Annotated in this window: 19 protein-coding genes, 1 pseudogene and 1 riboswitch; of the genes and pseudogenes, 4 read left to right on the top strand and 16 right to left on the bottom strand. The window is 67.3% G+C overall.

The features are described 5' to 3' along the window. Positions 1 to 9 precede the first annotated feature (9 nt). Positions 10 to 561: an RNA polymerase sigma factor SigC gene (gene sigC / locus BTO20_RS26005; RefSeq protein WP_087078901.1), complete on the bottom strand. Its 552-nt coding sequence runs from the start codon at positions 559 to 561 to the stop codon at positions 10 to 12. A gap of 131 nt (positions 562 to 692) precedes the next feature. Here sigC and BTO20_RS26010 point away from each other — a divergent pair, with 131 nt between their 5' ends. After that, complete coding sequence (locus BTO20_RS26010) at positions 693 to 2,924, top strand: heavy metal translocating P-type ATPase (RefSeq protein WP_087078902.1); 2,232 nt, start codon at positions 693 to 695, stop codon at positions 2,922 to 2,924. A 131-nt stretch (positions 2,925 to 3,055) separates the two neighbouring features. Here the strand turns inward: BTO20_RS26010 and BTO20_RS26015 are convergent, their stop codons facing one another. Further along, positions 3,056 to 3,511, bottom strand: a complete 456-nt coding sequence (locus BTO20_RS26015; protein ID WP_087078903.1) for a hypothetical protein — start codon at positions 3,509 to 3,511, stop codon at positions 3,056 to 3,058. Positions 3,512 to 3,597: 86 nt separating this feature from the next. Then, entirely contained in the window at positions 3,598 to 5,538 is a 1,941-nt protein-coding gene (locus BTO20_RS26020) for a cytochrome c oxidase assembly protein (RefSeq protein ID WP_087078904.1), read from the bottom strand. A gap of 113 nt (positions 5,539 to 5,651) precedes the next feature. Here BTO20_RS26020 and BTO20_RS26025 point away from each other — a divergent pair, with 113 nt between their 5' ends. After that, positions 5,652 to 7,091: a PepSY-associated TM helix domain-containing protein gene (locus BTO20_RS26025; protein WP_087078905.1), complete on the top strand. Its 1,440-nt coding sequence runs from the start codon at positions 5,652 to 5,654 to the stop codon at positions 7,089 to 7,091. Further along, positions 7,088 to 7,714 carry a DUF5134 domain-containing protein gene (locus tag BTO20_RS26030; RefSeq protein WP_087078906.1) on the top strand — a complete coding sequence of 209 codons (627 nt, stop codon included), beginning with the start codon at positions 7,088 to 7,090 and terminating at the stop codon, positions 7,712 to 7,714. The genes BTO20_RS26025 and BTO20_RS26030 overlap by 4 nt, the downstream gene beginning before the upstream one ends. On the opposite strand, the gene BTO20_RS26035 is transcribed toward BTO20_RS26030, so the two are convergent. From BTO20_RS26035 to BTO20_RS26090, 12 genes and pseudogenes are all read right to left on the bottom strand, one after another. Then, on the bottom strand, positions 7,715 to 8,752 hold the full coding sequence (locus BTO20_RS26035; protein ID WP_087078907.1) for a hypothetical protein: 1,038 nt from the start codon (positions 8,750 to 8,752) through the stop codon (positions 7,715 to 7,717). It abuts the gene before it with no gap. Then, positions 8,716 to 9,318: a hypothetical protein gene (locus BTO20_RS26040; RefSeq protein WP_157680326.1), complete on the bottom strand. Its 603-nt coding sequence runs from the start codon at positions 9,316 to 9,318 to the stop codon at positions 8,716 to 8,718. The genes BTO20_RS26035 and BTO20_RS26040 overlap by 37 nt, the downstream gene beginning before the upstream one ends. 135 nt (positions 9,319 to 9,453) lie before the next feature. Then, positions 9,454 to 10,146, bottom strand: a complete 693-nt coding sequence (locus BTO20_RS26045; protein ID WP_087078909.1) for a zf-HC2 domain-containing protein — start codon at positions 10,144 to 10,146, stop codon at positions 9,454 to 9,456. A 44-nt stretch (positions 10,147 to 10,190) separates the two neighbouring features. Beyond that, on the bottom strand, positions 10,191 to 11,957 hold the full coding sequence (locus BTO20_RS26050; protein ID WP_232491271.1) for a CocE/NonD family hydrolase: 1,767 nt from the start codon (positions 11,955 to 11,957) through the stop codon (positions 10,191 to 10,193). Positions 11,958 to 12,072: 115 nt separating this feature from the next. Continuing rightward, positions 12,073 to 13,389, bottom strand: a complete 1,317-nt coding sequence (locus BTO20_RS26055; RefSeq protein WP_087082682.1) for a lipase family protein — start codon at positions 13,387 to 13,389, stop codon at positions 12,073 to 12,075. Positions 13,390 to 13,479: 90 nt separating this feature from the next. Next, positions 13,480 to 14,925, bottom strand: a complete 1,446-nt coding sequence (gene cycA, locus BTO20_RS26060) for a D-serine/D-alanine/glycine transporter (RefSeq protein ID WP_198344572.1) — start codon at positions 14,923 to 14,925, stop codon at positions 13,480 to 13,482. A 184-nt stretch (positions 14,926 to 15,109) separates the two neighbouring features. Then, positions 15,110 to 15,210: riboswitch (glycine riboswitch) on the bottom strand. Positions 15,211 to 15,399: 189 nt separating this feature from the next. Further along, complete coding sequence (gene ahcY / locus BTO20_RS26065; protein ID WP_087078911.1) at positions 15,400 to 16,857, bottom strand: adenosylhomocysteinase; 1,458 nt, start codon at positions 16,855 to 16,857, stop codon at positions 15,400 to 15,402. Between the two features lie 137 nt (positions 16,858 to 16,994). After that, positions 16,995 to 17,615, bottom strand: coding sequence for a TetR family transcriptional regulator AlkX (gene alkX / locus BTO20_RS26070; protein ID WP_157680327.1), 621 nt, complete (start codon positions 17,613 to 17,615; stop codon positions 16,995 to 16,997). A 74-nt stretch (positions 17,616 to 17,689) separates the two neighbouring features. After that, on the bottom strand, positions 17,690 to 17,908 hold the full coding sequence (locus BTO20_RS26075; protein WP_087078912.1) for a rubredoxin: 219 nt from the start codon (positions 17,906 to 17,908) through the stop codon (positions 17,690 to 17,692). After that, complete coding sequence (locus BTO20_RS26080) at positions 17,905 to 18,078, bottom strand: rubredoxin (RefSeq protein WP_087078913.1); 174 nt, start codon at positions 18,076 to 18,078, stop codon at positions 17,905 to 17,907. The genes BTO20_RS26075 and BTO20_RS26080 overlap by 4 nt, the downstream gene beginning before the upstream one ends. A 266-nt stretch (positions 18,079 to 18,344) precedes the next feature. After that, positions 18,345 to 19,487 (bottom strand): annotated as a pseudogene (locus BTO20_RS26085) (alkane 1-monooxygenase); the annotation flags it as partial. Positions 19,488 to 19,750: 263 nt separating this feature from the next. Next, a complete protein-coding gene (locus tag BTO20_RS26090; protein WP_087078914.1) occupies positions 19,751 to 21,223 on the bottom strand; it encodes an amino acid permease in 1,473 nt (490 codons plus the stop codon). A gap of 62 nt (positions 21,224 to 21,285) precedes the next feature. Between BTO20_RS26090 and BTO20_RS26095 the strand changes: the two genes are divergently transcribed. Beyond that, complete coding sequence (locus BTO20_RS26095) at positions 21,286 to 22,722, top strand: FAD-dependent oxidoreductase (RefSeq protein WP_232490850.1); 1,437 nt, start codon at positions 21,286 to 21,288, stop codon at positions 22,720 to 22,722. Positions 22,723 to 22,737: 15 nt separating this feature from the next. Here the strand turns inward: BTO20_RS26095 and manA are convergent, their stop codons facing one another. Beyond that, on the bottom strand, positions 22,738 to 23,964 hold the full coding sequence (gene manA, locus BTO20_RS26100; RefSeq protein ID WP_087078916.1) for a mannose-6-phosphate isomerase, class I: 1,227 nt from the start codon (positions 23,962 to 23,964) through the stop codon (positions 22,738 to 22,740). Between the last annotated feature and the right edge of the window lie 2 nt (positions 23,965 to 23,966).

A 23,966-nucleotide genomic window follows, 5' to 3' on the forward strand; every position in this document is an offset into this window, starting at 1 on the left:
CGAGCCTAACTATCCGGCGCGGTCGTCGGCGTTCGCGGCGCGCATCAGGTCGTCGCGTGCGCGCGCCACCCGCGACCGGATCGTGCCGACCGGGCAGCCACACACCTCGGCGGCCTCGGCGTAGGACATCCCGATCACCTGCGTCAGGATCAGCGCTTCGCGGCGGTCGGCATCCAGGTCTGCCAGCAGCATCCGGATCTCGACCATGTTCTCGATGCGCGCGCCACGTCCGCCGGCCCCGGTGACGTCGTCGAGATCGATCACGTGCACGGTGCGCGGCCGGCTCGTGTTGTACCGAATCTGATCCACCACCACCCGCCGGGCGATCGACAGCAGCCACGTGCGGGCGCTGGACCGGCCGCTGAATCTCGGCAGCGAGCGGATGGCCCGCAGGAACGTCTCCTGGGTCAGATCGTCGGCGCTGCCGGGGTCCGCGAGGTAGGCCACCGTGCGCCAGACGTCCCGCTGGGTGGCCTCGATGAACTGGGACAGTGCGGCCTGGTCGCCGCGGCCCGCGGATTTGGCGAGGTGGGTAATTTGGTCGTCGTCACCTGTCGCCACGGCTAGTCACCCTAGGCCATCGCGCCCGGGAACTTTTCGCCGCGTTGCACCGACCAGTAGGCGCATGGGCAGAGTCCGGCGGCCCAGGTTTCTCGGAGTCGGCTCGGGGGTTCAAGGAGGTAACGGACACGATGTCGAGCTCGGCACCGGTATGCGACGACGTGGTCGGCGTGCAGCGGATCCAACTGGATGTCAGCGGGATGTCCTGCGCCGCGTGCGCCAACCGCGTGGAAAAAGCGCTCAACAAGCTGCCCGGTGTGCGGGCCTCGGTGAACTTCGCCACCCGGGTCGCAACCATCGACGCCGATGAGCAGACCGGCCCGCAGGAGCTGTGCGCGGTTGTGCAACGGACGGGATATGAAGCCGAACCCCGCAAGGCCGGCGTCGACGATGGCGGGGATCCCGACGCCGATCACGCGCACAGTCTGCTGATCCGGTTGGCCGTGGCGGCGGTGTTGTTCGTGCCGCTGGCCGATCTCTCGGTGATGTTCGCCGTGGTGCCCAGCACGCGCTTCGCCGGCTGGACGTGGGTGCTCACCGCGCTGGCGCTGCCCGTGGTGACGTGGGCGGCGTGGCCGTTCCACCGCGTCGCGCTGCGCAACGCGCGTCATCGCAGCGCCTCGATGGAGACGCTCATCTCCGTCGGCATCACCGCAGCCACCGTCTGGTCGCTCTACACCCTGTTCGGCACCCACCACACCACCGACCGCCGAGGCATCTGGCAGGCGCTGCTGGGCAGTGACGCCATCTACTTCGAGGTCGCCGCCGGGGTGACGGTGTTCGTGCTGGCCGGGCGGTATTTCGAGGCGCGGGCCAAATCGAAGGCGGGCGGAGCGCTGCGCGCGCTGGCCGCGTTGTCGGCCAAGGACGTCACCGTGCTGCTCGCCGACGGTTCGGAGATGCTGATCCCGGCCGACGAGCTCAAGGAGCAGCAGCGGTTCGTAGTGCGCCCGGGGCAGACCATCGCCGCCGACGGGCTGGTGATCGAGGGTTCTGCCGCGGTCGACATGAGCGCGATGACCGGTGAGGCCAGGCCGGTGCGGGCCGACGCCGGCTCGAACGTCATCGGCGGCACGGTGGTGCTCGACGGTCGACTGATCGTGGAGGCCGCCGCGGTGGGCGCCGACACCCGCTTCGCCGGGATGGTCCGGCTCGTCGAGGACGCCCAGACGCAGAAGGCCAACGCGCAACGCCTCGCCGACCGGGTCGCGTCGGTGTTCGTGCCCGCGGTGTTCGTGCTCGCCACGCTGACCGCAGTCGCGTGGCTGCTCGCCGGCGGCGGGCCCGACCGTGCGTTCTCGGCGGCGCTGGCGGTGCTGGTCATCGCGTGCCCGTGCGCGCTGGGTCTGGCGACGCCGACGGCGATGATGGTGGCGTCCGGTCGCGGCGCCCAACTGGGCATCTTCCTCAAGGGCCACCAGTCGCTGGAGGCCACCCGGGCGGTGGACACCGTCGTCTTCGACAAGACGGGAACCCTGACGACGGGACGGCTCAGCGTCAACACGGTCGTCGCGGTGTCGGGGTGGCGGCCCGAGGACGTGCTCGCGCTGGCCGCGGCCGTGGAGTCGGCATCCGAACACGCCGTGGGGCTGGCCATCGCCACCGCCGGCGGCCGCGGCGAACCGGTGGACGACTTCCGGGCGGTCGCGGGCCGCGGCGTGAGCGGTACTGTGACCGGCCGGGCCGTGCGGGTGGGCAAACCGTCCTGGATCGCCCCGCAGTGTGATTCGCCGACCCTCACCGCGGGCCGCCGCAACGCCGAATCACGCGGTGACACCGTGGTGTACGTCGAGGTCGACGGTGAGGCGTGCGGGGTCATCGCGGTGTCCGACGCCGTCAAGGACTCGGCCGCCGACGCTGTCGCCGCGCTGCACCGACGGGGCCTGCGCACGGTGTTGCTCACCGGGGACAACCCGGCGTCGGCCGCCGCGGTCGCCGACCGCGTCGGCATCGACGAGGTGATCGCCGACGTGCTGCCCGAAGGCAAGGTCGACGTCATCGAGCAACTGCGCGACCGCGGCCGCGTCGTGGCGATGGTCGGCGACGGCATCAACGACGGGCCCGCCCTGGCCTGCGCCGATCTCGGCATGGCCATCGGCCGCGGCACCGACGTGGCGATCGGCGCGGCCGACATCATCCTGGTCCGTGACAATCTCGACGTCGTCCCGCTGGCGCTGGATCTGGCCGCGTCCACCATGCGCACCATCAGGGTCAACATGGTGTGGGCGTTCGGCTACAACGTGGCGGCCATCCCCATCGCCGCGGCCGGGCTGCTCAACCCGCTGATCGCCGGGGCGGCGATGGCGTTCTCGTCGTTCTTCGTGGTGTCGAACAGCTTGCGGTTGCGCAACTTCGGTCGATAGTCACTCCACGGCACGGCTCCTATGCCGTGCATCGACTAGCAATCGGCCACTCCCGCCGCGAGCGTGCATTCTCTGCGAAAAATCGGCCGCGCAATCGCAGAGGATTCACACACGCGATAGCGCTTGGCCCCTTACCGACCGCCAGTGCGCATGTCCGGCTGGGATTGTTCGATGGGCGTGAAGACGAGCGCCAACCAGTGGCCCGCCAATGCCATGACGGCCAGGTCGGCAGCGACAAGCCATCCCAGCCCGGTGGCGTGGTGTCCGGTGCGCAGCCACCACAGTGCGCCGACGCCGACGACGGTGGCCAACCCGCTCAAATACGCCGCGGCGCAGCACCAGCGGTAGCGTCGCCGAGCCAGCGCCACCGAGGATGCGGCACCTGCGAGTGCGAACATCACCAGGCCGACCATGGGAACGCTGTGCGCCGCACCGCTTTCCGCGACACACCACCACGTCACCGCGCCGACCACGAGCACCAGCACAGCCAGGACACCGGCGGCAAACCGCCACCGCCCCATCCACACCTCGTCGAGCACACGGCCTTCGATCGTCCGCAGGGTGTCCATGAATGCGTCGCCCGCCACTGCTGATCCTCCTTCCCCCTCAGCCGATTTCGTCGTCCGCATATCTGGTCGCACCGAAGCCGCCTGTGGTTCCCGGGCCCTAGATGTCAACGCCGATCGCGGGACAGCTCACGCAGCATCGCGTTGTAGGCGTCCAATTCGTCGTCGGCGTACGAGGAGTCGGCGTGGCGATCGGAGCGGGACGCGGCGCGGCGGTCCTGGCGGGCCCACTGTGCCACCAAGGCGACGACCACGATGATGACAGGCAGTTCGCTTGAGCCCCAGGCGATCGCGCCGCCGAGATGCTGGTCGTCCTCGATGCTGGCCAACCACGGCAGGCCCACGTTGCGGTAGAACGGTCCACCCATCACCGAGGTCATGGTCATGGTCGCGATGCCGAAGAAGGCGTGGAACGGCATCGCCGCGAACAACAGTCCCAGCCGGCCCAGGAACGGCAGCTTGCGCGGCCCCGGGTCGATGCCGATGATGCCCCAGTAGAAGAGATAACCGACCAGCAGGAAGTGCAGGCTCATCAGCTCGTGGCCCCAGTGATACCGGGCCAGGGTGTTGAAGATCGGCGTGAAGTACACGACGTACAGCGACGCGACGAACAGGATGAACGCGATCATCGGATTCGCCAGGAACGCCGTGACTTTCGAATGCACCAGCCACAGCAGCCATTCGCGGGGGCCGGGTGGCCGACTGTCACCGGCGGCGGGAAGTGCCCGCAGCGCCAGCGTCACCGGACCGCCGAGGACGAGCAGCACGGGGATGAACATGTTCAGGATCATGTGTTCGGCCATGTGCACGCTGAACATCGCCGACCCGTAGGCCCGCACCCCCGAACCGGTGGTGAAGACCAGCAGGGCACATCCGGCCAGCCACGCCACGAGCCGTCCGGCCGGCCAGCTGTCGCCGCGCCGGCGCAGCCGCAGGTATCCGGCGAGGTACAGCCCGGCCAGGACGATGGCACCCACGCCGATGAACGTGTCGAACCGCCACGCGGTCAGCAGCGTCAGCACGCTCGGCGGTTCGGGCAGTTCGTAGCCGAGAAACACGTCCCAGGCGGTGAACCGGTGCGCCAGCAGGCGCGGCGCTGGTTGGGTGGCCATCGCGGCCACCAGGGCCATCATCCCGATCAGGGCGACCGCGTCGATCATGTCCTTCGCGCGCGTCAGGTCACGACGCCACACGGTGATGGCGTCACCCAGCCAGACCGCGAGCAGGAGCACACCGGCGCCCAGCCCGGCCCGGCCGTAGCCGGTGTCGGTCGGTAGCGCCGATCCGGCGAGCAGGACCAGCAGGATCGCGCCGTAGCCGAGTGCGACGGCGCCGGTGAGCGTTTCGAGCAGCAGCACCCGGCGCGCCAGTTCGGGAGCGGGCGGGCCGACGAGCGCTGCCAGCTTGAAGCCGACCAGCGCAGCGAGCGCGACGACGAAGACGATCGCGGTGCTCGTCGCGTAGTCGTGGTCGGGTCCCTGGCCGGCGTTGCCGTTGACCGCGACGGACACCACCGCCACGACGGCGGGCACCAGCAGCACCACGTGGGTGATCCACTTGACCGACAATCGTGCGGCGATCGCCACGAGAGCTGCCGCAGCGGCCACCACGATCCATGCCCGTGAGGTCTCCGATGCGGCGACCGCGGGAATCACGGCGCCGCTCAACATCAGTCGTAGGGCGTCGGCACCGGCGGCGCTGGCGGCCGACACCGCGATCATGAGCAGCGCCGTCACCGCCCAGAGCGCCGCGGCACGCTCGACGAGCACGTGCACCCGGAACGTTCCTTCATCGATCACGCCGGTGGTGTCGGGCCGGGCGGTGGTGACGACGTAGAGCAGGCCGCCCAGGCAGGCGGCGCCGCACAGCGTGGCGATGAACTGTCCGACCGGCAGCGCCGCCGCGGTCAGCGCCCCGGGATAGGAGTCGCCGGTGGCCGCGTAGACGCCTGCGCGTCCGGTCAGGCCGTAGGCGGCCAGGCCGGCCAGCGCGGCCACGATCGCCGCCGCGGCGCTGTTCGCCCGCGGGCGCTTCTGGCTTGATTGCACCGGGGTGACGCCCTCCGTCGGAGACAGGTATTCGCCGACGAGTCTACGACCGCCCGTCGTAGAGATTGACGGCCGCGGGAACTATCGGCCCACCCTGACCGACCAATGCACACGTGAGCCACACTCCGCTGGAAGATCCCGTCGACCGCGACGGGCCCGTTGCGCCGAACTCGAATCCGGCGCCCGCCTCGGCATGGGCCAGATTCCGCCCGGTCCTGGTGCGCCTGCATTTCTACGCCGGGCTGTTCGTCGCGCCCTTCATTCTGATCGCGGCGTTCACCGGCCTGCTGTACGCGCTGATCCCACAGATCGACACGTTCGTGAACCGGCACGAACTGACCGTCGAACACGTCGGCGATCGCCGGCTCCCGTTGTCCGATCAGATCGCCGCCGTGCGCCTGGCACACCCCGAAGGCACGGTGGCCAGCATCCGGCCGCCGGCCGCGGCCGACGAGACGACGTGGGTCACGCTCAACGTCGCCGACGTGCCGCCCGATTACGCCCGAACGGTGTTCGTCGACCCCTACACCGGCGAGATTCGCGGCGCGTTGACGACGTATGGGCAATGGTTGCCGCTGCGGGCCTGGTTCGACGAGCTGCATCGCAACCTTCATCTCGGGGCGGTCGGGCGCAATTACAGTGAGCTCGCGGCCAGCTGGCTGTGGGTGATCGCCGCTGCCGGTCTGCTGCTGTGGATCGGGCATCGGCTCGGCACCGGGAAACTGCGCCGGATCGCCTCCCCCGACACCGGTGTGACCGGCCGCCGCAGACTGCTGTCTTGGCATGGCGCACTGGGCGTCTGGATCATCGCCGCCCTGGCACTGTTGTCGGTGTCGGGCATGACGTGGTCGCGTTTCGCGGGGGCGAACGTGAGCGAGATCCGCTCGCACGTGACCTGGTCGACGCCATCGGTGGACACCACGCTGCCCGGTGGCGAACCGGGCACGGTCGTCGCGCATCACGGAACGCCAACAGCTGCAGCCGGATTCGACGACTCGCAGGCGTTACGCGGTGCTGACACGGCCTTGCGCGCCGCACACGATGCGGCGCTGAGCAATCCGATCTGGATGTATCCGCCGGCGGCGGCGACCCAGGGCTGGCAGGTTGCCGAGAACAAGCGGGACTGGCCGACGCGCTACGACGCCATCGCCGTCGACCCGCAGACTGGGGCGGTGACCGCCCGCGTCGATTTCGCCGACTGGCCGTTCATGGCCAAGCTGGCCGACTGGATCGTCGGGGCCCACATGGGAATCCTGTTCGGCATCGTCAACCAGGTACTGCTGGCCGCGGTGGCCATCGCGCTGATCGTGGCCATCGTCCTCGGATACCGCATGTGGTGGCGCCGCAGACCAACTCGTGCGCCGGGGGTGGCGCTGCCCACCGGTCCGCGCCGCGGCGTGCTGGCGGGGCTACGGCCTCATGAGGCGGTGCTGGTAACCCTCGCGCTGGCCGGTTTCGGTTACTTCGCACCACTGTTCGGGGTGTCCCTGGTGGCCTTCGTCGCCGTCGACGCCGCGCTGGGCCGGCGGCAGGCCCGGAAGGTGCGGCAGTGATCGGGGATTTGTTCCTGCGCTGGATCGTCACGGCGTTGTTCGTCGTCAGCGCGCTGGAATGCGGGTATGCCATCGTCACGGGCCACCGGGCCTGGACACATGTGGTGGGGCATCTGCTGCACTTCGTCATGGCGGTGGCCATGGCGGTGATGGCGTGGCCGCGCGGCGCGGCGCTGCCGACCACGGGCCCGATGGTGTTCTTCGCCGCGGCCACGGTGTGGTTCGTGGCGATCACGGTCGCGACGGCAAGGCACCGCGCCGTCGCCGGGTATCACGCGTTCATGATGCTGGCGATGGCATGGATGTACGCCGTGATGAACGGCAGACTGCTGCCGGGTCAGCCGATGTCGGGGCATCACGACGCCCCGGCGTCGGCGATGGCGATGGACATGCCCGGCATGGACATGTCCGCCGCCGCCGGGGCGTCGTCGGGCCCGGGTTATCCCGGCTGGATCGACGCCGTCGACTGGCTGTGCACTGTGGTGTTCGCGGCCGCTGCCGTGTGGTGGCTGTACCGGTATTTCGCTGCGCGCCAGGCTGATCCGGCTCATCCTCAGTTCGGTACCGCGTGCCAGGCCATGATGGCCGCTGGGATGGCGGTGATGTTCGGGGTGATGCTGTAACTAGGGCTGGTAGCGCCAGAGGCGCCAGTCGCCGGTCAGCGGATCCCAGTCGAGCACCTTGCCGTCGTGCATGACGATGAGCTGCTGGGGCACCTGGATGCTGAACCAGTTGCCGATGTCCACCGGCGAGCCGGGCAGCACGTCGTGCACGCTGGCGGCGTCGTAATTCCACAACCGCCACGTCCCGTCGCCGGGCACCCAGTCGAGCACCTTGCCGTCGTGCATCGGCACGAGGGTGTGCCCCGAGACGATCGTCTTCCACGTGCCGCTGGCCACCGGATTGCCGGGCAGCACATCGTGGACGTGGGTGGCGTCGTAGTGCCACAGCCGCCACGTGCCGTCAGCGGGCTTCCAATCCAGCACCTTGCCGTCATGCATCGGGATCAACTGATGACCGGAGCGGATCGTCTGCCACTGCCCGCTCGCCACCGGGTTACCCGGCAGCACGTCATGCGTGCTCGTCGCGTCGTAATTCCACAGCCGCCACGTCCCGTCAGCGGGCTTCCAATCCAGCACCTTGCCGTCATGCATCGGGATCAACTGATGACCGGAGCGGATCGTCTGCCACTGCCCGCTCGCCACCGGGTTACCCGGCAGCACGTCATGCGTGCTCGTCGCGTCGTAATTCCACAGCCGCCACGTCCCGTCGCCGGGCACCCAGTCCAGCACCTTGCCGTCATGCATCGGGATCAACTGGTGTGTGAGCAGGATCGTCTTCCAGCGGCCTTGTGCCACTGCGGGTCCGGGCAGGATGTCGTCGCGGTACCACAGCTGCACCTCGCCGTGGGTCGGCGAGTTGTCGACGATGACGGTGTGCTGGCCGCAGTCCGTGATCTTGTCGACGGGACTCCAACTCAGCGGGGCCGCCGAGCCGTCGCTGTCGGTGATGGCGATCGCCCGCATCCGGGTGTCGGTCGAGCTCGGGTAGTCCGAAGCCCGGGTGATCGAGTAGCACTCGAGCGTCTGCACGCAGTCCAGCAGCTCGTCGGTGGTGAGGATGGTCAGCTTGCTCTGCCGGCGATCCCGACGAACTCGCATGTCCAGACCGCGCCCAGCGGTAGGCCGCTGGTGCCGGTGACCCGCGTCATCCGGCCGACCAGGGTGTCACCGACCTGGACTGTTACCGGCGCGGTGTAGGAGGCCGCGCCGTCCTGGCCGTCGGCATACCAGCTCGCGACGCACCAGTGGTCACCGCCGAAGATGCCGTTGTCGCCCCACTGCAGGACGGGCTGCAGGATCATCGAGCTGTTCTGCAGGCCGTTGAACAGGTACAGCAGCTGCCCGTTCTGCGTCTGCGGCGCACCGGGCACCACCCATGTCGTGAGGAACGACTTCAGCGGTGTGCCGCTCTGAAAGTTGGCGAAAGTGATCCAGCCCGTTCCGAAGTCGGGCAGCTGCTCGGGTGGTTGCATGACGTTCGCGGGCATCAGCGGTACCCCCGGCTCGTGCGGCGGCACCGGCCCGACATCGCGGAGCATCTCCCCCGCCCGGGTGACATGGCGCATCCTGCCGTCGGCGACGTGGACCACCGAGTCCGGCGCGACTTGGTGCACGACGTCCGCGGCGCGCCGGCCACCCGGTGTGATGACAAATTTTTTCGACATGACGCCCTCCGAGCCGTCGTTGTCGAGCAGGTGATTGAGCCGAGTCCCTGTGCCCGGACCCGTCGACACCGATCAGTCTTGGCCTGCGGGCACACCGCAGTCCCGCGTAGTCCGCTACTCGAAATTCACCGAGTTTTAGGCAGCGCCGTCGGTCGGCCACAGATGGCCACGCCGACGGCCTCGGGAAGCGTTGTCCGGCAAGGTGATATCCGCTTCGGCCGCATGCCGTCCGGGTTCCGGTCCTGATGTCGACGCATCCCGCCAGACCAGAACCGCGAGGACCGCACCGAGCAACACGGGTAGATGCGTGACCATCCGCACCGGCGTGACCGCGCCCATCGTCGCGTCGACGGCGACGTACACCGTCAGCACCGCGGCGAACACGCTCAACACTCCTGCCAGGCCGGCGGCCGCGACGGGCCGCAGCGCCGCGCCGATCATCACCGCGCCGAGCGCGACCGACCACGCCGTCGACTCGTTGAGCAGGTGCCCGCCGCCCATGCCGTGGTCGTGGACCAGCCCGACGCTCAGCCCGAGGCCCTGGACGGCCGCGAGCAGGATCTGCACCACGCCGACCGCGAGCAGCGCCCCGCGCCGCCAGCCCAGCCACGCTCGCCGGGGATGCTCGACGGAGTGTTCGAGCGCGGTGAGCGTGGGCCGGCGTTCGGCCAGGCGGCGCAGGTCGAGCGTCTGATCGGTGACGGCGTCGCGCCAGGCGCGGCAGTCGGCGCACTCGCGCAGGTGCTCGTCGACGCGCGCCGACGGCACGGGCTCACGCTCACCGTCCAGCCGGGCCGACAGCGCCTCGCGCGCCACCTCGCAGTTCACCCCCCTATAGTCGCGCAGCGGCGCCTGATTGTTCCCCGCGGGTCTCAGCCGATGACCGGCAGGGTGATCGTGGACGGGTGGGCCGGGTCGTGCAGCACGGTCTGGGTGGCCTGCACGGTCCTGGTGTCCTGGCCGAACGGTGCCCCGGTGTTGGGATTGGGCGCGAACTGCGGGTAGTCGCTGCTGGAGACCTCCAACCTGATGCGGTCGCCGGCCCGGAACAGGTAGCTGGTGGGCCAGACCTGGATCCGGTACTGGTAGGGCTGCCCGGGAGTCGTCGGCGTCGGATCGGCCAGCGAATCCCGGAACGGTGTCCGCAGGACGCCGTTGTTGAGGTTGATCGCCTGCCCGTCGGGTTTGACGACGACGAGTTTCGCGGTGAAGTCGGTGTCGACGGCGGTGGACTGGGCCCACAGCGTGACCGTGACCGGGCCGGTGACCTCGGTGTCCTTGGTCAGCGGTGCTGAGCTGTACACCAGCACATCGGAGCGTTGCTCGACGGGAGTCTGGTCGTAGGGCCCCTGCGGGCCGTTCAACGCCCCGCAGCAGGAGTGCCCGCCAAGGCTGGGCGCGGGGAAGGCCGGATCGTAGAGATAACTGTCGGGCGGTTGCGCAGCCGGCGGCTGGGTCGTGAGTTGCCCCTCCCGGTCGGCGAACCCGCCGGACCCGGAGAGATACCAGTTGGTCCAGTGTGTTTGCGGCAGCGGCCAATTCGGTGCGGTCTTCCAGACATTGGCGCCCATGAGAAAGTAGTCGACGCGGGGCGGGCCTGCCACATCGTTGTCCTCGCCCTTGAGAAAGTGGTCATACCAGGCGAGTTGGAGTTCGTTGATGGGACTGTTGGCCACTGGCCCGATGTCCTTGAGCATCGGCGCGGCCACCGAATCGGGCCTGCCCCAACCGACGTGGTCCCAGGGCCCGATGACCAGCCGCTGGTTGGTCCGGGCCACATCGCTGCCGCCATGGGTCGTCATCCCGGTGAAGTTCTCGATACCACCGGCCAGGAATGCGTCGTACCAGCCTTCGATGTGCAGCACCGGGATCTTCACCGCGGGGTAACGGTCCCTGATGCTGAACCGGCGCCAGAAGTCGTCGCGGGTGCTGTGCCGGATCCAGTCGAAATACCACGGCGCGACCACGGGGTTGGTGGGCTGCATCGGTGGAAGGTCTTTGAACGGGCGGTAATTCAGCCACCGGGTCGGATCGGCGGCAGCGGCCTTCAACTGCGCCACGGCCTGCTTGTCATCCCGGTTGATCGCGGCGGTGGTGGCGATGTCCTCGATCGCCCACGGCAACACGAACCCCAGCCGGAACTCCCCGCCCTCGTAGTTCCATCCGTCGTAGTAGTCCGATGCGGTGTTCGCGGGGACGATGGTCGCCAGGTGCGGGGGCGTGGTCACCGCTGCCAGCCACTGCGTGGCCCCGACGTAGGACGACCCGTACATGCCGACCTTGCCGTTCGAGCCCGGCAGGGCGGCCGCCCATTCCACCGAGTCATAGCCGTCGTCCATGTCGTGGGTGAACTCGCTGAACACGCCGCCCGAGTTGCCCTGGCCCCGAATATCCTGCACCACAACCAGATAACAGTGCGACGCGAACCAATCGGGCGGCTCGAAGCGGTCCACGTCCGTCTGTGCCGCCGACTTGCCGTACTGGGTGCGCATCAGGATCACCGGCACCGCGTCGGAGGTCTTGGGACGGTAGACGTCGGCGCGCAACACGGTGCCGTCGCGCATGGTGGCCGGTACGTCGTGCTCGGTGGTCACATCGCACGGTCCCCGTCCGGTCGCCGCGGGGAACGGACGCTGCATGTCCGCGTCGTGCCCGTTCGTACAGCCGGTCACGACCAGGACGGTGCTGACCAGGATGGCGATGACGGCGCGGATCGCGGGGGGCACCCAGCGAGCGTATCGCTGCCGCGTCGGTTCAGAACTGCCCGCAGTTGGGCGCCGTCGGTATTCCGTTGAACCGGTCGGCGATCCACTGCATGGCCGCTTCGCCGTCGACCAGCATCGGCAGCGCGTGGTTGATCACCAGCTTGTTGAGGAACGGAGGTTCCTCGTTGGTGCGGAACTCCACGTCGGCACCCTTGTCACACCAGTCCCGGCCCAACTGATTGGCCGCCGTCCAGGGCACCAGCGGGTCGTAGCGGTTGCTGTTGATCAGCACCGGAGCGTCGGGGCGGTAGCGGCCGATCTTCTGCAGGTCGAACAGGCCGCTGAACGGCTCCTCGTTGACCAGTTGGTGGATGTCTTCGGTGAAGTACGGCTGCAGATGCCGGAACATGAACTTTGCGATGGTCTCGGCGATGCATTGTCCGGCCACCTTGTTGAGCAGGTCTTCCCCGCGGGGAGTGAGCTTGTCGTGAATCGCCTGCGCTGCTTCGGGATACGCTTGCAGAACTCCGTTGATGGCGTACCCGACCACGCCGACTAGGGCACTGCCGTCGGCGTAGGGGAACAGTTCCTTCAGGTCGGCGGGTGGCGCGCCCGCGTAGGTGCCAACCACGTGGAGGTCCGGCGCGTAGGAGGCAGCCAGCTCGGCCGCCGACGCGGCTGCGCCGCCGCCCTGGGAGTAGCCCCAAAATGCCACGGGCCCATGGGGATCCAGCGATGTGCCGGGAAGTTTGAGAGCTGCGCGTCCCGCGTCGAGCATGGCGTTGCCCTCTGCGACGCGGTTGACGTAGGTGTGCAGGCCCGGCGTTCCCAGTCCCTGATAGTCCGTCATCACGATGGCGAAACCGCGGGCCACCATGGTCGCGACGAACAGCTCCTCGTAGTTGAAGGCGATATCCAGCCACGGCGACCAGTGGATGCCCTGATTGAACTGCCGCGACGGCGCACACTGGTCACCCTGCCCCTGAGTGCCGGGACCGTAGACGATCAGCGGCCGCGGCCCCTTGCCGGGCCAGTCGTTCTGGGGCTCGAAGTAGGTGCCCGTCACGGCCATCGGGTTTCCCCGAGAATCGGTGCTGCGGTACATGATTCGCGTGCCGGCGGCCATGATCGCACCGAGCTGCCCGGACGGTTCCAGCACCAACCGGGACGGCTCGGTGCGAATCAGGTCTCCGGGCGCGCCGGGTGGCAGCGGGTCGGGTGGAGTGTAGAACTCGGCGTACTGATCTTCGTTGAAGATCGGGTCATGGTTGCGCAGGGTCGGGTCGGGGTCGGCGTGCGCTCGCGGTATCACACCCACACTTCCGAAAAGCAGCAGCACGCACAAAGCCCCCCACAGCCGACGCATGGTCGGCAAGGTTAACAGATCAGCCTGCAGATGTAATGACCGTGCATGGCCGGCGGCGCCCATGTGCGGCACCGCCGGCCTGCGGCACCGTCAGTCGACCGTGGTGTCGTTCAGTTCAGCACGGAACTTGGCTTCGCGGGCGACGTGCGTGGGCCGACGCCGCAGCACGGACCAGGCGATGCCGAGCACGATGAACCACACCGGGGTGACCAGCAGCGCGTGCAGGGTGTCGGGCTTCTGGGTGAACGCCCACACCAGGAACACGAAGAACGCCAGCACCACGTAGCACATCGCGATGCCGCCGGGCATCTTGAACTTCGACGCCTCGTGCAGGTGCGGCCGCCTCCGGCGGTACACCAGGTAGCTGCTCAGGATGATCGTCCAAACGAAGATGAAGCACAGCGACGAGATGGTGGTGACGATGGTGAACGCCTCGATGATCGAGTCACCGACGGCCACCATCACCACACCGGCCAGCAGGAACACGCCCGAGAGGAACAGTGCGTTGGCGGGCACCCGTCGCGAGGTCAGCTTGCCGAATCGGCTTGGCGCATCGCCTTCCTGGGCCAGGCCGTAGACCATCCGCGAGGTGGAGTAGATGCCGGAGTTGGCCGACGAGGTCGCCGAGGTGAGCACCACGAAGTTGATCACCGAGGCCGCGATGCCCAGGCCGGCGAGGCTGAACATCGCGACGAACGGGCTGCGGTCGGCGCTGATCTCGCGCCACGGGGTGACCGAGATGATGACGGCCAGCGCGGCGACGTAGAACAGCATCACGCGCACCGGGATCGAGTTGATGGCCTTCGGCAGGTTGCGCTCGGGGTTCTTGGCCTCGGCCGCGGTGGTGCCGACCAGTTCGATGCCGACGAACGCGAACGTGGCGATCTGGAAGCCGGCCACGAATCCCATTGGGCCGGTGGGGAAGAACCCGCCGTCATTCCACAGGTTGGCGAAACTGGCGTGGGCTCCACCGGGAGCCTGGAAGTGGTTGAGCACCATCACCAGACCGACCACGATCAACGCGCCGATCGCGACGATCTTGATCAGCGCGAACCAGAATTCGGTTTCCCCGAACGCCTTCACAGTCGGCAGGTTCAACCCGATGAGCAGGACCACCGCGGCCAGCGCCGGGATCCACAGCGGCAGGTCGCGCCACCAGTACTGCACGTAGCCGGAGATCGCCACGACGTCGGCGACCCCGGTGACGATCCAGCAGAACCAGTACGTCCAGCCGGTGAAGAAACCAGCCCACGGACCGAGCAGGTCAGCGGCGAAATCCGCGAACGACTTGTAGTGCAGGTTCGACAGCAGCAGCTCGCCCATCGCCCGCATGACGAAGAAGAGCATGAAGCCGATGATCATGTACACGAAGATCACCGACGGGCCCGCCAGGCTGATGGTCTTGCCGGAGCCCATGAACAGCCCGGTGCCGATCGCGCCACCGATGGCGATCAACTGGATATGGCGGTTGGAGAGCTGGCGCGAGAGCTGCGGCTCGCCGGACGACAGATTTGGTTGCGCTACTGGAACAGTCAGATCATTGGATTGGGTCACAACATCCTCAGGGATCAGGCGCGATGGAGAGCGCGGACTATGGCGCCTCCCCGACTCTGTCCATTGGACCTGAGAGTTTTCACGAACCGCCGACTGAGTCGTGCGACGGTCCGCTTGCCCCTTCGGTGAGCCAAACCGGTAGTGGTTGACTGCTTTCCAGAGGTGCCTAGTCGCGGCGGTATCGATTGCCTGAGAGATTCCCGGGGAGGATTTGCTCCTGCGGCGCCCGCCCACTGGATGGGGGTGGGACTCTCCCGCCACGCCTCAACGGCGTCTTGAGTTGTGAGCCACTTCAACCTCGAAGTGTGCCGCGCGTCACTCTATCCGCCGAACCCGGGTTGCGCAATCGGGCACCGCCCGACCCCGGCGTCGGGGCACCAGCGGGTGCGCGAAACCACCGACAAAATCGCCCAAACCCGAAGGGGTTTGGGCGATTTCGTATCGACTCCGGCTATCTCAGTAGCGGTAGTGCTCCGGCTTGTACGGGCCTTCGACGTCGACGTTGATGTACTCGGCCTGCTCCTTGGTGAGCTTGGTCAGCGTGCCACCGAGTGCCTCGACGTGGATCCGGGCCACCTTCTCGTCAAGATGCTTGGCCAACCGGTACACGGCGTTGTCGTACTCGTCGTTCTTGGTCCACAGCTCGATCTGGGCGATCACCTGGTTGGAGAAGCTGTTGCTCATGACGAACGAGGGGTGGCCGGTGGCGTTGCCCAGGTTCAGCAGACGACCTTCCGACAGGACGATGATCGACTTGCCGTTGTCGAACGTCCACTGGTCGACCTGCGGTTTGATGTTGAGCCGCTTGGCATCCGAGCGCTCCAGGGCGGCCATGTCGATCTCGTTGTCGAAGTGGCCGATGTTGCCGAGGATGGCCTGGTCCTTCATCGCCTTCATGTGATCGAGGGTGATGATGTCCTTATTGCCGGTCGCGGTGACGACGATGTCGGCCTGCGAGATTCCCTCTTCGACCGTGACGACATCGAAGCCGTCCATCAGCGCCTGCAGCGCGTTGATGGGGTCGATCTCGGTGACCGACACCCGGGCGCCCTGGCCCGCAAGCGATTCCGCGCAACCCTTACCCACGTCGCCGTAGCCGCAGATCAGCACCTTCTTGCCACCGATCAGCACATCGGTGCCACGGTTGATGCCGTCGATCAGCGAGTGCCGCGTGCCGTACTTGTTGTCGAACTTGCTCTTGGTGACCGAGTCGTTGACGTTGATCGCCGGGAACGGCAGCTCGCCGGCAGCCTCGAACTGGTACAGCCGCAGCACACCGGTGGTGGTCTCCTCGGTGACGCCCTTGACCGCCTCGGCGATCGTGCTCCACTTGGTCTTGTCGTTCTCGAAGGTCTTGCGCAGCACCGAAAGGAAGACCTTCCACTCTGCGGGATCGTCGTCCTCGGCGGGCGGCACCACACCGGCCTTCTCGTACTGCGCACCGCGCAGCACCATCATGGTGGCGTCACCGCCATCGTCGAGAATCATGTTGGCGGGTTCGCCGTCCCAGGTGAGCATCTGCTCGGCGGCCCACCAGTACTCCTCGAGCGACTCGCCCTTCCACGCGAAGACCGGCACACCCTTGGGTGCCTCTTCGGTGCCGTGCGGGCCGACGACGACGGCCGCGGCAGCGTGGTCCTGGGTGGAGAAGATGTTGCACGACGCCCACCGGACTTCGGCACCGAGCGCGACGAGCGTCTCGATCAGCACCGCGGTCTGCACGGTCATGTGCAGCGAGCCCGAAATGCGTGCCCCCTTGAGCGGTGCCACGTCGGCGTACTCGCGGCGCAGTGCCATGAGGCCGGGCATCTCGTGCTCGGCCAGGCGAATCTCCTTGCGGCCGAAGTCAGCCAACGACAGGTCAGCGACCTTGAAATCGATCCCGTTGAGGCTATCCGCCTTCAACTCGGTCATGTAGAGCCCTCTTTCAGTCGTGATTGCTTGCCAGCACACGGGTGCGCGCACGGCGCGACGCCACATGCAGATACCTCTAGCCTGCGGGCTCGCGGGACAGGCGCTCATGCGGTTTTACTGCGGCGGCGCTCTGACAGCTAAGGGGTATCTATCACACCGTAGCGCTCAGCGAATGGCGTCATGAGTCGGGCCAGGTCACCGGCCACATCATGATCAGCTTCCGGCGGCATGGACACGTAGCTCATCGCCAGTCGCACGATCGCGCGGGCCAGCACCCCGGCGTCCTGATCGCTCGCCTTCATCCAGCTGTTCTGGAACGTCCCCGTCAGCCGGTCCGAGCACCGGCTGATGATGGGGCCGCTGCCGGTGGTGATGATCTGCAGCAGGTCGGGTTTGGACGCTCCGGTGAGCAACGAGGTCACCAGCGGATCGGCGGCCGACTCGGCGAAGAACGCCCGGAAGCCCTCCAGGAACGCCGCATGCACCTCGCCGACGTTGTGGTTGATGGCCTCGTCCACCGCGTCCACCAGCCTGTCGGCGAGCCGCATCGCGTACCCCTCGGCCAGCCCCTGCCGGGAGCCGAACTCGTTGTAGATGGTCTGACGGCTGATGCCGGCCGCGGTGGCCACGTGCGACAGCGTGATCGCCGACCAGTCCCGCGTCAGCAGCAGCTCGCGCATGCCGTCGAGAATCGAGTCGCGCAGCAGCACCCTGGACGCCTCGGCGTACGGGATGCGCCTGTCACTCGGTCGACTCACACGCGCGACTCTAATCGCTCCCGGCGCCGCAATCGGGCTTCCCGCAGTTCCCGTCGTGCTGATCCGCGCTGCGGTCACGGTCGGGCGATCTCCATCATCTCGAAGTCGGACTTGGCAGCGCCACAGTCGGGGCAGCTCCAGTCGTCCGGGATGTCGTCCCAGCGGGTCCCCGGGGCGATACCGTCCTCGGGCCAGCCCTTCTCCTCGTCGTATTCGAATCCACACTGCACACAGACGAACAGCTTGTATGGCTCTGTGCTGGTCGGCTCCTCGCGCAAGCGCTCGTCGGTCATTTCGTCACTCCTATTTCCTCGAAATCGACTTTCTCGCGCACCGCACAGTCCGGGCAGCACCAGTCATCAGGTACCTGGTCCCACGGTGTGCCTGCCGGGAATCCTTCCCGCGGCGCGCCCTTGGCCTCGTCGTAGGTGTAGCCGCATCCGGGGCATGTGTAGGCGCTCACGCTCCAGCCCTCGGTTCCTCGCGCAAGCGCTCGTCAGCAGCCCTCGGTTCCTCGCGCAAGCGCTCGTCAGCAGCCCTCGGTTCCTCGCGCAAGCGCTCGTCAGCAGCCCTCGGTTCCTCGCGCAAGCGCTCGTCAGCAGCCCTCGGTTCCTCGCGCAAGCGCTCGTCAGCAGCCCTCGGTTCCTCGCGCAAGCGCTCGTCAGCAGCCCTCGGTTCCTCGCGCAAGCGCTCGTCAGCAGCCCTCGGTTCCTCGCGCAAGCGCTCGTCAGAGACTCCGTAACGGGCCAACACCTTCTCGCGCAACCGCGGCTGGATGTTCACCCGCGTGATGTCGCCGTCGTAGTGCTCGAGCACGCGGTGATCCATCAACTTGCGCCACAGCGGTGGCAGGTAGGTCAGCCCGATCAGCGTCGCGTAGCCACTGGGCAGGTTCGGCGCACCGTCGATGCTGCGCAGGGTCTGGTACCGCCGGGTCGGGTTGGCGTGGTGGTCGCTGTGACGCTGCAGGTGGTACAGGAACAGGTTGGTCACGATGTGGTCGGAGTTCCAGCTGTGCACCGGGGCGCAGCGCTCGTAGCGACCGCTGGGGGTCTTCTGCCGCAGCAGGCCGTAGTGCTCCAGGTAGTTGACCGACTCCAGCAGGCTGAACCCGTAGATGGCCTGGACGATGACGAACGGGATGAGCGCCGGACCGAACACCGCGATCAGGATGCCGAAGAACACCACCGACATCGCCCATGCGTTGAGCACATCGTTGGACCAGTGCCACGGCGACTTGTTCATCCGGCGCAGTCGCTGCGCCTCGAGCTCCCACGAGGACCGCAGGCTGCCGAATACGCTGCGCGGCAAGAACTCCCAGAACGTCTCGCCGAACCGGGCCGACGCCGGATCCTCCGGGGTGGCGACCCGCACGTGGTGACCACGGTTGTGCTCGATGTAGAAGTGGCCGTAGAAGGTCTGTGCCAGGGTGATCTTCGACAACCAGCGCTCCAGCGAGTCACGCTTGTGCCCCATCTCGTGTGCGGTGTTGATGCCCACCCCTCCGAGCACACCCACCGACAACGCCACGCCGATCTTGCCGAGCCAGCCCAGCCCACCTTCGAACCCGAGCCAGCTCAGGTTGGACGCGGTGAACAGGTACGCACCCAGGATCACGCTCGCGTACTGGAACGGGATGTAGACGTAGGTGCAGTACCGGTAGTACTTGTCGTTCTCCAGCCGCTCCATCACCTCATCGGGCGGGTTCTGCCCGTCGGGACCGAACCGCAGGTCCAGCACCGGTAGCAGCACGTAGAGCAGGACCGGGCCGATCCACAACGGCAGCTGTGCCGCCGTGTGCCAACCCGCCTGGTTGACCGCCCAGACGATGGGCAGCATCACAAACAGGGCGGTGGGGGCGATCAGCCCCATCAACCACAGGTACCGCTTCTTGTCTCGCCACTGCACCTCCGCGACCTGTGCGCCGTCGGATAGGGCTGAGCTGTCTATCGCCACGTCATACCTCCTTGTGTGAGAGCGATCACTGCAATGACTTGACTATAGATGGCTATATGTCGCCTGTCTAGACATACATAGTCATTTTGTAAAGCACTCTGGCCGTCGACGCGCAAACAGAAGGGCGATACCGCAACGCGGTATCGCCCTTCTGTCGCTGCCGGGCGCCCGGCGATGGACTACCTCGTGGCGGCGGACTCCCGCTGCCCGAGCACCGAGTGCCTGCGCCCGTACAGCGCGTACACGACAAGCCCGATGGCCATCCAGATCAGGAACCGGATCCAGGTCAGCCCGGTCAGGTTGAGCATCAGCCATCCACAGGCCGCGATCGCGGCGATGGGCAGCACCGGCACCAACGGCGTCCGGAAACCCCGCGGCAGATCCGGACGGGTCCGCCGCAACACGATGACCCCGGCCGAGACCAGCACGAAGGCGAACAGCGTGCCGATGTTCACCATCTCCTCGAGCTTGCCCATCGGGAAGATCGTCGCGGCGATGGCGACCAGCACGCCGACGATCACTGTGATCCGTACCGGCGTGCCCTGCGGGCTGGTCCTGGCCAACCGGCGCGGCATGAGACCGTCCCGGGACATCGCGAACAGCACCCGGGTCTGCCCGAGCATCAGCACGATCACCACCGTCGTCAGTCCGGCCAGCGCCCCGACCGAGATGACCTTGGCAGCCCAGTGCACGCCGTTGGCCGCGAACGCCGTCGCCAGGTTCGCCGAATGGCCGTCGGAGCCGCGCAGCTCCCGGTAGGACACCATCCCCGAGAGCACGATGGCCACCGCCACGTAGAGCACCGTCACGATCCCCAGCGAGCCGAGGATGCCCCGCGGCACGTCGCGCTGCGGATTCTTGGTCTCCTCCGCCGTGGTGGCGACGATGTCGAAGCCGATGAAGGCAAAGAACACGATCGACGCCCCAGCCAGCACGCCGTACCAGCCGAAGTGGCTGCCGGTCGCACCGGTGATCAAGGAGAACAGCGACTGGTCGGCACCGCTGCCGCCGGTACCGGTCTCCGCGGGCGGGATGAACGGCGAATAATTTTGCGGCTTGATGTAGAACGCTCCGACGACGACCACCAGCAACACCACCGCCACCTTGATGACGGTGATCACCAGACTCACTTCCGCCGACAGTTTGGTGCCGCGTGCCAGCAGCAGTGTCACCACGGCGACGATCAGCAGGGCGCCCCAGTCCACCTCGAATCCGCCGATGCTCAGCGTGCCGCCGCCGAAGCCGAACACCGTCCCGAGGTAACTGGACCAGCCTTTGGCTACCACCGCCGCGGCCACCGCGAATTCCAGGATGAGATCCCAGCCGATCACCCACGCGATGAATTCACCGAAGGTGGCATAGGAAAACGTGTACGCGCTGCCGGCAACCGGAAGGGTCGATGCGAACTCGGCGTAACACAGCGCAGCCAATCCACATGCGATTGCGGCGATGATGAATGAGATCGAAATCGCCGGACCCGTGAGGCTACCCGCGGTCGACGCCGTGATGGTGAAGATGCCTGCCCCGATCACCACCGAGACGCCGAACACGGTCAGATCCCACCAGGTCAAGTCTTTGCGTAATCGCGTCGACGGCTCGTCGGTGTCAGCTATCGACTGTTCGACGGACTTGGTCCGCCACCGTGAGGCCATAATTGACGCCACCTCTCATCGTTGACCCGATCTGGGGATTGAATCCATTACTGTCGACACCGATGCGTCGTAATCTTCAGTCCCGTTCCCACCATGCAGTTGTCATCGGTGGCAGCATTGCAGGCCTGTGCGCCGCCCGGGTGCTATCCGATCACTTTGATCGCGTCACGATTTACGAACGTGACGAACTGCCCGACGAACCCGTCAACCGCAGTGCGATTCCGCAGGGTCTGCATGTCCATCTCCTGATGGCCCGCGGGGCCCAGGAGCTCGAATCGGTGTTCCCCGGGTTGCTCGCGGACATGGTCGACGCCGGCGTTCCGGTGATCGAGAACCGGCCCGAGTCGATTCACTTCTCCGCGGCCGGCCATGTGCTTGGCACCGGCCAGCAGATGCTCGGCGAGTTCACCGCCTACGTGCCGAGCCGCGGACACCTGGAATGGCAGATCCGCAACCGCGTCCTGAGCATCCCGAACGTCAGCGTCGCGCGGCAGGTGGTGTCCCAACCCCGGTTCGACCCCGCGACCCGGAGCGTGACGGGCGTGGTGCTCGACGACGGTGAAACCGTGGCAGCCGATCTGGTGGTCGAGGCCTCCGGCCGTGGCAGCCGCCTGCCGGTCTGGCTGGAGGAGTGGGGATTCGGCAGGCCCAGGGAAGATCAGATTCAGGTCGGCGTCACCTACGCATCGCAACGCGTACACATCCCCGAGGGCCTGATCGCGGAGAAGATGGTGGTGTGCGGTGCCGCGCTCGACCGCCCGCGCGGCATGGGCATGCTGTTCCACGAGGACGGCATCTGGATCGTCACCGCGTTCGGGGTCGCCAAGACCGAACCGCCACGGGACTTCGCCGGCATCTGCGCGCTGGCCGAGACCCTGTTACCGCCGCACATCAGTGCCGCCCTGCGGGCAGGCGACCCGGTGGGCAAGATGAACTTCCATCGCTACCCCACCAGAAAGTGGCGCCGCTACGACAAGATGGCCGAGTTGCCGAGCGGGATCATCCCCTTCGGCGACGCCGTCGCCAGCCTCAACCCCACCTTCGGGCAGGGCGTGACGATGGCGGCGCTGCAGGCCAACAATCTGCGTGCCGTGCTCGACGACGGTACGGACAACCTGGTTGCCCGGCTGGCGAAGGCGACCGCGCGGACCACGCTCCCGGTGTGGCTGATGAACGCCGTCGCCGATATCGAGGAGCACGGCGCCCAGGGCCCGAGGCCATGGTGGTACGGGCCGCTGTTCGGCTTGTTCAAACAGTTCGTCGGCGCCGCGGAAACGGATCCGGTGCTGGCCGAATGGTTCCTGCGGCGCACCAGCCTGCTCGACAGCCTCTGGGTCGTGCCGCCGCCGCGGCTCGTCGGCCGCGCCATCCGTAACAACGTGCGGCTGTGGCGGGCGGAGCGGCAGCGGATGCACACCGGCGGTTCCGCCGCTGCACACTCGGCCGTGGTCCCGGCTGCCGAACGTACCGAGCCCACGCTGAGCACTCCGGCGGAGTGACGGACCGGTCGGGCGCTACAGCCCGACCGTGACCCGGAACAGGTGGGTCGGCCGCTGGGCGGTCAGCCGGATCGGCCCGTCGTCGGCAGGCACCCACGCCGCCGACCCGCGTTCCAGCGTCAGCGTGCCGCTCTTGGCGTGCACCACCGCGGCCCCCTCGGTGCAGAGCAGCACCTGCGGACCATCGTGACGGCACGGCGCGTCGATCTCGTGGCCGAGCTGATCCCCGTCGACTTCCAGCACCGAGACGGCGAACTCCGATGCCGGCGTCTTGTAGATCCGTTCGCGTCCGTCCCTGATGATCTTGGGGCGCAACTGATCCTGCGGGGTCGGCGTGAAATTCAACACCCGCAGCAGTTCGGGAACGTCGACGTGTTTGGGGGTCAGGCCACCGCGCAATACGTTGTCGGAGTTGGCCATCACCTCGACCCCGATGCCGTGCAGATAGGCGTGCAAACTGCCGGCGGCGATATACATGCCGTCACCCGATTGCAAACTGATCCGGTTGAGCAGCAACGCCGCCAACACGCCCGCATCGCCCGGGTAGCGCTCACCGAGCTCCAGCACCGTCTTGGCCTCGGCGGCGAAAGTCTTTTGCCCCGAACGGATGTAGTTGATCGCGCCGTCCAACACCGCGGGCACCAGCACGTCGAGGTCGGGCTGCGGGGCGGTGATCCAGGTGGTGAACAAGGCCCGCAGTCCGTCGGCATCGGACTGGTCGGACAACAGGTTGATGTAGGGGTCGAGGTCGGAGACCGCCAATGCCCGCATCAATTCGACCGTCTGCACCACCGGGCGAAAGCCTGCCAGCGCGTCGAACTGTTCGAGCGCGACGAGCAGTTCGGGTTTGTGGCTGCGGTCGCGGTAATTGCGGGTCGGTGCCGAGACAGGGATCTCGAGGCGGTCCTCGCGGTCGTAGCCCTCACGGGCCTGCTGCGCGCTCGGATGTGCCTGCAGGGACAGCGGTTCCCCGGCGGCCAACACCTTGACCAGGAACGGCAGGGTGTCGCCGAAGCGTCCGATGGTCGAGGCGCCGAGTTGACCCTCGGGATCGTCGGCTACGGCTTGCAGCAGCGACTCCTCGCCGTCTTCGGTCTGCAGCCACGCGGGGTCACCGGGATGCGCGCCGAACCACAGTTCGGCCTCCGGATGAGTTGTCGGGCTGGGTCTTCCGGTGAAATCGGCAATGGCGGTCCGCGAACCCCAGGCATAGGTCCGCACCGCTCCCCGTAGCAGATGCACTC

It is taken from the genome of Mycobacterium dioxanotrophicus, assembly GCF_002157835.1.
Classification (GTDB): domain Bacteria; phylum Actinomycetota; class Actinomycetes; order Mycobacteriales; family Mycobacteriaceae; genus Mycobacterium; species Mycobacterium dioxanotrophicus.

Coding starts and splice junctions, on each gene's coding strand:
- BTO20_RS26010 (WP_087078902.1), top strand. CDS start 693: ATGTCGAGCTCGGCACCGGTATGCGACGACGTGGTCGGCGTGCAGCGG.
- BTO20_RS26035 (WP_087078907.1), bottom strand. CDS start 8,752: ATGCGAGTTCGTCGGGATCGCCGGCAGAGCAAGCTGACCATCCTCACC.
- BTO20_RS26040 (WP_157680326.1), bottom strand. CDS start 9,318: ATGTCGAAAAAATTTGTCATCACACCGGGTGGCCGGCGCGCCGCGGAC.
- BTO20_RS26050 (WP_232491271.1), bottom strand. CDS start 11,957: ATGCAGCGTCCGTTCCCCGCGGCGACCGGACGGGGACCGTGCGATGTG.
- BTO20_RS26055 (WP_087082682.1), bottom strand. CDS start 13,389: ATGCGTCGGCTGTGGGGGGCTTTGTGCGTGCTGCTGCTTTTCGGAAGT.
- ahcY (WP_087078911.1), bottom strand. CDS start 16,857: ATGACCGAGTTGAAGGCGGATAGCCTCAACGGGATCGATTTCAAGGTC.
- BTO20_RS26075 (WP_087078912.1), bottom strand. CDS start 17,908: ATGACCGACGAGCGCTTGCGCGAGGAGCCGACCAGCACAGAGCCATAC.
- BTO20_RS26090 (WP_087078914.1), bottom strand. CDS start 21,223: ATGGCCTCACGGTGGCGGACCAAGTCCGTCGAACAGTCGATAGCTGAC.
- BTO20_RS26095 (WP_232490850.1), top strand. CDS start 21,286: ATGCGTCGTAATCTTCAGTCCCGTTCCCACCATGCAGTTGTCATCGGT.